The 8140-nt window shown below is 57.8% G+C and carries 7 protein-coding genes; all 7 read left to right on the top strand.

The window, feature by feature from the left end:
* On the top strand, window positions 1-267 hold a 267-nt coding region (locus P7F28_RS03240), incomplete at its 5' end, for a UTRA domain-containing protein (protein ID WP_277183004.1).
* An 18-nt stretch (window positions 268-285) separates the two neighbouring features.
* Window positions 286-1086, top strand: a complete 801-nt coding sequence (locus P7F28_RS03235; RefSeq protein ID WP_277183003.1) for a CoA ester lyase — start codon at window positions 286-288, stop codon at window positions 1084-1086.
* 19 nt (window positions 1087-1105) lie between these two features.
* Window positions 1106-1855: an electron transfer flavoprotein subunit beta/FixA family protein gene (locus P7F28_RS03230; RefSeq protein WP_277183002.1), complete on the top strand. Its 750-nt coding sequence runs from the start codon at window positions 1106-1108 to the stop codon at window positions 1853-1855.
* Window positions 1856-1857: 2 nt separating this feature from the next.
* Complete coding sequence (locus P7F28_RS03225) at window positions 1858-2790, top strand: electron transfer flavoprotein subunit alpha/FixB family protein (protein WP_277183001.1); 933 nt, start codon at window positions 1858-1860, stop codon at window positions 2788-2790.
* 2 nt (window positions 2791-2792) lie between these two features.
* A complete protein-coding gene (locus P7F28_RS03220; protein ID WP_277183000.1) occupies window positions 2793-3317 on the top strand; it encodes a DUF2889 domain-containing protein in 525 nt (174 codons plus the stop codon).
* A gap of 334 nt (window positions 3318-3651) precedes the next feature.
* Complete coding sequence (locus P7F28_RS03215; RefSeq protein ID WP_277182999.1) at window positions 3652-7029, top strand: LodA/GoxA family CTQ-dependent oxidase; 3378 nt, start codon at window positions 3652-3654, stop codon at window positions 7027-7029.
* Window positions 7029-8140 (top strand): NAD(P)/FAD-dependent oxidoreductase (locus P7F28_RS03210; protein WP_277182998.1); only part of this gene is annotated, 1112 nt, incomplete at its 3' end. The genes P7F28_RS03215 and P7F28_RS03210, both read left to right, overlap by 1 nt.

Raw genomic sequence — 8140 nt, 5'->3', positions numbered from 1 at the left:
GAAGATGCGCCGCATACGCCGATCTATGCGCTGATCGAACGGCAATTCGGCGAGCAGATCGCGCAGGTGCAGCAGGAAATTCGCGCTGTCGCTTTGCCGCCGCATATCGCGAAGATTATCGATGCGAAGCCGCGCACGCCTGCATTGTGGCTTGCGCGCCGCTATTTCAACAAACGCGGGGAGATCGTCGAAGCGGCGATCAGCATTCATCCCGCTGACCGCTTCAGCTATTCCGAAACCTTCCAGCGAGGATGGACGGGAGCGTAGCGTTTATAAGGAATCCGCATGATCGAGCGCAGTTATCTGTTCGTTCCGGGCGATCGTCCCGAACGTTTCGCCAAGGCGCTTGCGACGAATGCGCATCAGGTCGTGATCGATCTGGAAGATGCCGTGGGTATTGATGCGAAAGTGGATGCGCGGGCGGGGCTTTCCCGCTGGCTTTTGCAGGAGAACGCGCCTGAACGTGTAGTAGTCCGCGTGAACGCATTTGGCACGCCCTGGCATGAAGAAGATGTAGCGATGCTGCGAGCAGCAGGCGTGCGTCGCGTGATGTTGCCGAAGTCGGAAGACACCGTGCATATCGCCGATGTGATCGCGCGATGTGGTCAGGATATCGAACTGATTACGCTGATCGAAAGCGTGGCGGGCGTGGTGCGTATGCGTGATGTGGCGCAGTGCAAGGGTGTCTCGCGGCTTGCGTTCGGCTCGTTCGATTTCAGTGTCGATGCGGGTATCGACGGAACAACACGCGAACTGGATTATGTGCGCTCGCAATTCGTGATCGAATCGCGCTATGCGGGACTGCCGCCACCGATCGACGGCGTGACGCTTTCCACCAGCGATGCGGAGATCATCGCCGCCGATGTGCTCGATGCGCGTCGCTTCGGCTTCGGCGGCAAGCTGTGCATCCATCCGAAACAGGTCGATGCCGTCAACGCCGGTTTCGCCCCGAGCGATGCGGAACGCGGGTGGGCCACGCGCGTGCTGGCCGCATTGGAAACGAACCCGCGCGGCGCAATTTCCGTGGATGGGAAGCTGGTCGATAAACCGATCGTCGATCGCGCCAAAAGAATTCTGGCTGCTTAAGCTTAAATGGGAGACGTCATTGAAGATTCTTGTACCTGTTAAACGCGTAGTCGATTACAACGTAAAGGTGCGCGTGAAGTCGGATAACACGGGCGTGGATATCGCCAACGTGAAGATGTCGATGAATCCGTTCGATGAGATTGCGGTTGAGGAAGCAGTGCGTCTGAAGGAAGCGGGTATTGCTACGGAAGTGATCGCGGTGTCGTGCGGTGTGACGCAATGTCAGGAGACGTTGCGTACTGCGCTGGCAATTGGTGCGGATCGTGCGGTTTTAGTAGAGTCGTCCGAGGACTTGCAGCCTTTGGCCGTCGCTAAGCTGCTTAAGGCTATAGTCGATCAGGAGAAGCCGGAGCTGATTATCTTAGGCAAGCAAGCTATCGACGATGACTCGAATCAAACGGGACAAATGCTTGCTGCCTTAGCGGGTTTGCCGCAAGCGACGTTTGCATCGAAAGTCGTGATTGCCGACGGTAAAGCCACCGTGTCGCGCGAAGTGGATGGCGGCGCGGAAACGCTTTCTTTGAGCTTGCCTGCAGTCGTGACCACTGATCTGCGCTTGAATGAGCCGCGTTATGTGACGCTGCCTAACATCATGAAGGCAAAGAAAAAGCCTTTGACGACGGTTAAGCCTGCTGATTTGGGCGTTGACGTTACGCCGCGTTTGAAGACGCTCAAAGTCGTCGAGCCGCCTAAGCGTAGCGCCGGTATCACCGTGCCCGATGTGAAAACGCTGGTCGAGAAACTAAAGAACGAAGCGAAGGTGATTTGAACATGACGATTCTGGTAATGGCAGAACACGATAACGCGTCGATCAAAGCGGCGACGTTGAATACGGTTGCTGCGGCGGCTAAAGTCGGTGGCGATATTCATGTGTTAGTCGCCGGTTCGAATGCACAAAGCGCTGCGGATGCGGCCGCGAAAATCGAAGGCGTGACTAAAGTTTTGTTAGCCGATGCGCCTCAACTCGCCGAAGGCTTAGCGGAAAATGTCGAAGCGACGGTGCTGAATATCGCTAAGGATTATTCGCATATCTTTTTTCCCGCGACGGCTTATGGCAAGAACGTTGCGCCGCGAATCGCCGCGCATCTCGACGTCGCGCAAATTAGCGATATCACGGCTGTAGTTAGCGCCGACACATTCGAGCGCCCGATCTATGCAGGCAATGCGATAGCAACCGTGCAGTCCGGCGATCCGATCAAAGTCGTCACTGTGCGCGCGACGGGTTTTGATCCGGTTGCTTCGGAAGGCGGGAGCGCATCAATAGAGACAATCGACGCCGCGGCAGATACAGGTCTAACGCAATTCATCAGCCGCGAAGTAACCAAGCTGGATCGCCCTGAACTGACGAGCGCAAAGATCATCGTCTCAGGCGGACGTGGCCTGGGAAGCGGTGAGAACTACACGCAAACGCTCGAACCGCTAGCGGACAGGCTCAATGCAGCGCTCGGCGCATCGCGCGCGGCAGTCGATGCGGGCTACGTGCCGAACGATTACCAAGTCGGTCAGACGGGCAAGATCGTCGCGCCACAACTCTACGTTGCAGTCGGCATTTCAGGCGCAATTCAGCATCTCGCCGGGATGAAAGACAGCAAGATCATCGTCGCAATTAATAAAGACCCCGAAGCACCGATCTTCAGCGTCGCTGATTACGGTTTAGTCGGCGACCTGTTCACGGTCGTGCCGGAACTCGCAGGCGCGCTGTGACGATGGATCGCGTGCCGCTGCATAAGCGGCAGATTACGCTGCAAGGATATCGACGCGCAGATGGCCTTTACGATATCGAAGGTCATCTGCGCGATACGAAGTCCTACGATCGCTCGTCTCACGGCGTCAATGTGAAAGCGGGCGATCCCGTGCACGAGATGATTCTGCGTATCACCATCGGCACCGATTTCGTGATTCGCGATGCACATGCGGAATCAGTCGTGATCCCCTACAGCGGCTATTGCGATGCTGTCACGCCGAAGTATGAAAGCTTAAAGGGCATGAAACTCGGCGCAGGTTTCATGCGTGAGATCCGTGAGCGCTTTGGCAAGACGCAAGGGTGTACGCATCTGACCGAACTCATCGGTGCGGTCGCAACGGCGGCGTTTCAAACCATGAGTGAAGAGATCAATTCGAGCGGAGATAAGCAGCCATTTCAGCTCGATGGATGTCATGCGCTAAGGACGGATGGTGAGATGGTGAGGCAGTTTCATCCGAAATGGTATCGGAATGGACATGCAGAGTAAAAGGCCCGCTTCAGTTCACAGCGGGCTTTTTAATTAGCGTCTCTAAGATAAATAAAATATCTGCTTTAAGGCATTAAATTAATTCCACTATTTGTCTAACGTTTACCCCATCTTGGCTTAAATAGGATGCACTCCTACCATGCAAGCCAATGCCACTGTCTCAAAAATAATATCGAACTCTTAGACAGCCCTTCAAATTGAAAGCGGCCTAGAAGTTTGACCGATCCACTAGTCGCGATCGATGGAAGCGTTCGTTTCCAAAAAGAATAATTAGTTGTCCAGATTCAAAGATAAAAATATTGCATTCACACCGAACCCCCGCACGGAGACCATCGTGGATTTGACGAAAGTAGCTGGTGTAATCATCGCGCCTTCTATTGGAATTGCGCGGCTCGGCAATAGTCCGGACGAGTTTTATATCGGCCCGGAATCGGTGCGGCTCGATCCGAATCCCGCTGGCGGTTTTAAGGATAAAGATGGCCGCGTCAAGCGTCAGGGTGCGCGTTTCCGCGTTTATGGCGTCGATAAAAACGGCGCGGTGCTCGGCGAACTGACTGCCGATGACGCGCAGATCGACTGGACCGTGCATCTGGCCAATACCAAAGCGTCGTGGTTCGAGTTCCACGGGCGCATGAACGCGAAAGACATTCCGCGCAACAAGAACGTGGCGGATCGCAAGTCGCTCAATATCGATCCCGGTCCGCGCAGCACCTCGGGCCGCCAGAAAAGCGGCGCGCCGTATCGATTCGACAATGGGCAGTTCCAGGGCGCAAACGTTCAACTGGGCGAACTGCGCACCGATGAAGATGGCCGTCTGATCGTGCTTGGCGGCTTCGGTCACTCGGCTAGCGTGCCGGCGGGCACGCTCATCACCAACTACGCGAATAACGATAACTGGCACGACGATACCTCCGATGGTCCCGTCAACGCCGTGGTGCGCCTGGGCGACGGCCGCGAGTTCACCGCTGCACCGTCGCGCGTGCTGTGCGTGCCGCCGAAGTACACGCCCGAGATGGAGAACCTCGTTTCGCTCTACGACGTGATGGAGTACGCGTGGTACGGCGCGGATGCCGTGCCTGCGGAGATTTCCTTTACGCGCGATGTGTATCCGATTTTGCGGCGTATCGTCGATTACGCGTGGGTCAACGCGCTTGCCTTTCGTGGTCACGGTCCTGGAAAACCGGGCGATTTTTTCGATCTGAAGAAGTTCACCGCGCTATGCAGCAATGCGCCCGAATTCAAGAATGCGCGCAACACGGTTTTCAAAATAATCCGTGATCCTAACTTCGAGTACGGCAGCAAGGAAGCCACGGCGCAAGCCAACTATGGCTTTATGCCGACGCTCGCGGGCGACAACAACGGTCCCGCCGATGGCGATTCCACGCAATGGCAGCGCATTCGTCCATCGCAATACGAGATTCTGAAGCGCTGGGCAAAGGGCGAGTTCAAGGCCGACTGGCCAGATGTCGATCCGCGTATCGGGCCTGCGCCGCGTCTCGTGAGCGATCTGCCCGTGGAGGAACAACCCGCGTATCTGACGCGTGCGGCCTTGCTGCCGTGCGTGGGCGCGGCATTCTATCCCGGAATCGAAATGACCTATGTTTCCGAGGATAAATCGCTTTATAGCGAGCCTTTCCGCTTGCGTGCGGATATTCCGCCGGGTGGCATCGTCCAGTATATGGCGTGTCCGTGGCAGGCCGACTTCTACGAGTGCAACACGGCATGGTGGCCGATCGCGCGTCCCGACGACGTGGTGAACGAAGCCGAATATGAGAGCGCGCTTGCGGAGATTCGTGCGTTACCGAAGGGCGCGCAGACCTCAGGCAGCGTCGGCGAAAAGCTCGCGGACAGGCTGGCCAAACGCGTGGCGTGGGATCGCGGTCTGGTCGAATATCCCGCGCATTGCGACCCGAATCACCCCGGCGATACGGCGATGGTCGAGCTGTGGAGCCAACTCGGTTTTATCGTATCGAAGCGTGCACCGAACGGCGAGCGCGTGTTCGTCGAAACGGAGCGCGATCCGTATCTCGGCATGGATGTGCGGCAGGCGTATGCGTATCTGTCGAACATCGACGATCATCCGGAGTTCTTACCAAATGCCAAACGCATGGCGCAGCGCTTTCTCGCGCAGGCCTGGGCCATGCAGGCCGAAGACGATTTTCCCGATACCGACCGTTTTTTCCGCTATACCGAAGAGGCTTTCGACGCGCGGCTCGATCAGATCTACAACGAACTCGTCGAAGCGAACACGAACTACGATCCCGCCACCGACGAAGTCTTCAGCACGCGTGAAGCGGTGTTGTATCGCATCTTGCAGATGGCGCCGTTCAATCAGAACGATGGCGCATGGCTGCATTCGATCGCCGCGCCCGGTCCTATCGATGAAGTCGGTGCGCTGCTGTTCGGCGTCTGGAAAGACGAAGTGGGCGATGGCAACGTCGGCATGAGTCATTGCAATCTTTATACGGATTTGCTGCGGCAATCAGGCATTTATCTGCCCGATCCGCGTTCGACGTCCTACGCCGACGACACGCGTTTCCTCGATTCAGCCTTTACCGTGAGCGTGATGGAACTCGCGCTCGCGCAGTTCCCGCAATCGTTTTACCCGGAATTGCTCGGCTTTACGCTACAGCTCGAATGGACGGTCGTGAGTCTCAAGCCGATCATTCAATTGTTGGAGTACTACGGATTCGATCCGCATTTCTACAAGCTGCATGTGGGTATCGATAACGCGGCGTCCGGGCACGGCGCGATGGCCAAGCAAGCCGTCAAGCTTTATCTCGATGGAATCAGCCGCAGCGGTGGCGAAGAAGCGATGCAGGAAGCATGGCGGCGTATCTGGAACGGCTGGATTGCGTTCGGCAATATCGGTACGCTGGGATCGGATATGCAGGCGCAATTGGCCAAGCCTGAATCGATCGGGCAGAAGATCGCGGACATTATCACGCTCAAGAAGCCTTATGCATCGCTCAATCACGATGACAAGCGACTCGGCTGCAACAAGGTGAACGACTGGTTCGAAGATCCGCCGGGATTTATGAAAGCGCTGGTCGAAGGCGGCTTCTTTGTGAAAGGCTCGCCCGAACAAAGCAGCTTCTTCAGGCTGACCGGCTTCAATGGTCCGATGTTCAAAGTCTTTACGGATAACGAACTATCACTTTGGCAGGAATGGGCGGTCGCGGGCTGTCCGCAACCTGGCGATGCGAAACCGCAGCCGCCCGTGCATCCGGCCGTGCTGATGGCGGAGACGATCGAAACCTTGCAGTTGCGGCAGGTCGGCGCGCCGGGTCACGCAGGGCATTCGCTGAAAGGCACGACGCCAGACAATAAAACGGTTGATTGGACCGTGGCGAAGTGGTTCGAGCTGATCGCCGAAAGCACGCGTGACGAGCGGCCCGCGAGTATCCGCGCATTCATGCAGGCGCTGTCGAGTGCGGAGAACGGCTGGATCACCAAGGGCGATGCAGATGCGAGCCCGTTCGTCACGCAACTGTTGTCGTCGGCGAGTCCGATGGGCGTGGTCTTCAACGAGATCGCGGCGAATAGCGGCGGGCTGACGCATCGGCAGATTGCTATCGACTGGATCAAAAAGGGTTGTCCGATGCCCGATCTGAACGAAGCAATCGGCGTGCGCCATACGCTTGCACGCGCTCCCGCGCCGCGCAACGTGTTCCCGCGCCGGCGCATTCGCGGACAAGGCGCGGCGCACTGATGGCGAGCGATCTCATCGGCTTCGATGCGGTGGTAGCCGGCCGTGGACCGGCCGGCTACGCCAGCGCCATCGCGTTGCGTCAGCAGGGGTATCGCGTGATGATGATTGGGCGTACTGATCTTTCATCTGCGCGATGGGGTGAGACGGTGCCGGGTACTACGGCGATCGTGTTGTCGAAGCTGGGTGTTGGCGAGGCGTTGAGCGCGGAGGGGCACGGCGCGTGTGTGACGCATCGATCATGTTGGGGTGAAGTGCGGCTCAGAGAGCGCACCGCGATGCAGAACCCGCACGGGGGCGGGCATCTGATCGCGCATGAGCGGCTGATCGATGCGTTGCATGCGCGCCTGCTTGATCTCGATACGTGCGTGCTCGACGGGCAAGTGCTCGACGTAATGCGTGATGACGATGGGTATCGGTTGCGTATCGAGTGTCAGGGCGAAGAAACGTTCGTGCGTGCTCGCGCTTTGATCGATGCAACGGGGCGCGGTGCACGCATCGCACAACGGCTCGGCGCGCGGCGCGAATCCGCGTGCAGGCTGATTTCGCTCGGCGCGATTTTCAAGGTGCCTGCGGATGTGCCGATGCGTATCGAAACCATCGTCGAATCGCGTCCGGGTGGCTGGTTGTATGCCGCGCCGCTGTCGCCTTCGAAAGCGGTCGTGTGGTGGATCACGGATACGCTGCCATCGAGTTTCACGCGTATGCAGCGCACTGATCTGCTGATGCAGGAAGCCGATGACTCGCTGCATATCGGTACGTGGCTGGCGTTGCATCGGCTGTCGATCGAAGGCGAAAGCGTCGTGCGCGATGCCTCTGTGGGCGCGCTCGATCACAAGGTAGGCGACCGCTGGCTCGCGGTTGGCGATGCAGCGGCCAGTCTCGATCCGCTGTCGTCATCGGGCATTACGTCGGCGCTGATGGGCGGACTGCATGCCGCGAACGCCCTGAGCAATACGTTCGATGGCGATGAGCAGGCTTTGACGCGCTATGCGGCTGCTATCGACGAGGTATTCGCCACGCATTTGCAGAAGCGGCGGCAGTATTACGCGATGGAGCGGAGGTGGGAGACGGGGTTTTGGCAGGGCATGCAGCGCTTTACTCAGATGTCTTT

The organism is Caballeronia sp. BR00000012568055 (genome assembly GCF_029439455.1).
GTDB lineage: Bacteria > Pseudomonadota > Gammaproteobacteria > Burkholderiales > Burkholderiaceae > Caballeronia.
Note: the sequence above shows the minus strand (reverse complement) of the source record. Positions and strands in the feature narration are given on the sequence as shown.

What these genes read in the sequence shown, in the direction of transcription:
- P7F28_RS03235 (WP_277183003.1), top strand. Translation starts at nt 286, where the DNA reads ATGATCGAGCGCAGTTATCTGTTCGTTCCGGGCGATCGTCCCGAACGT.
- P7F28_RS03225 (WP_277183001.1), top strand. Translation starts at nt 1,858, where the DNA reads ATGACGATTCTGGTAATGGCAGAACACGATAACGCGTCGATCAAAGCG.
- P7F28_RS03220 (WP_277183000.1), top strand. Translation starts at nt 2,793, where the DNA reads ATGGATCGCGTGCCGCTGCATAAGCGGCAGATTACGCTGCAAGGATAT.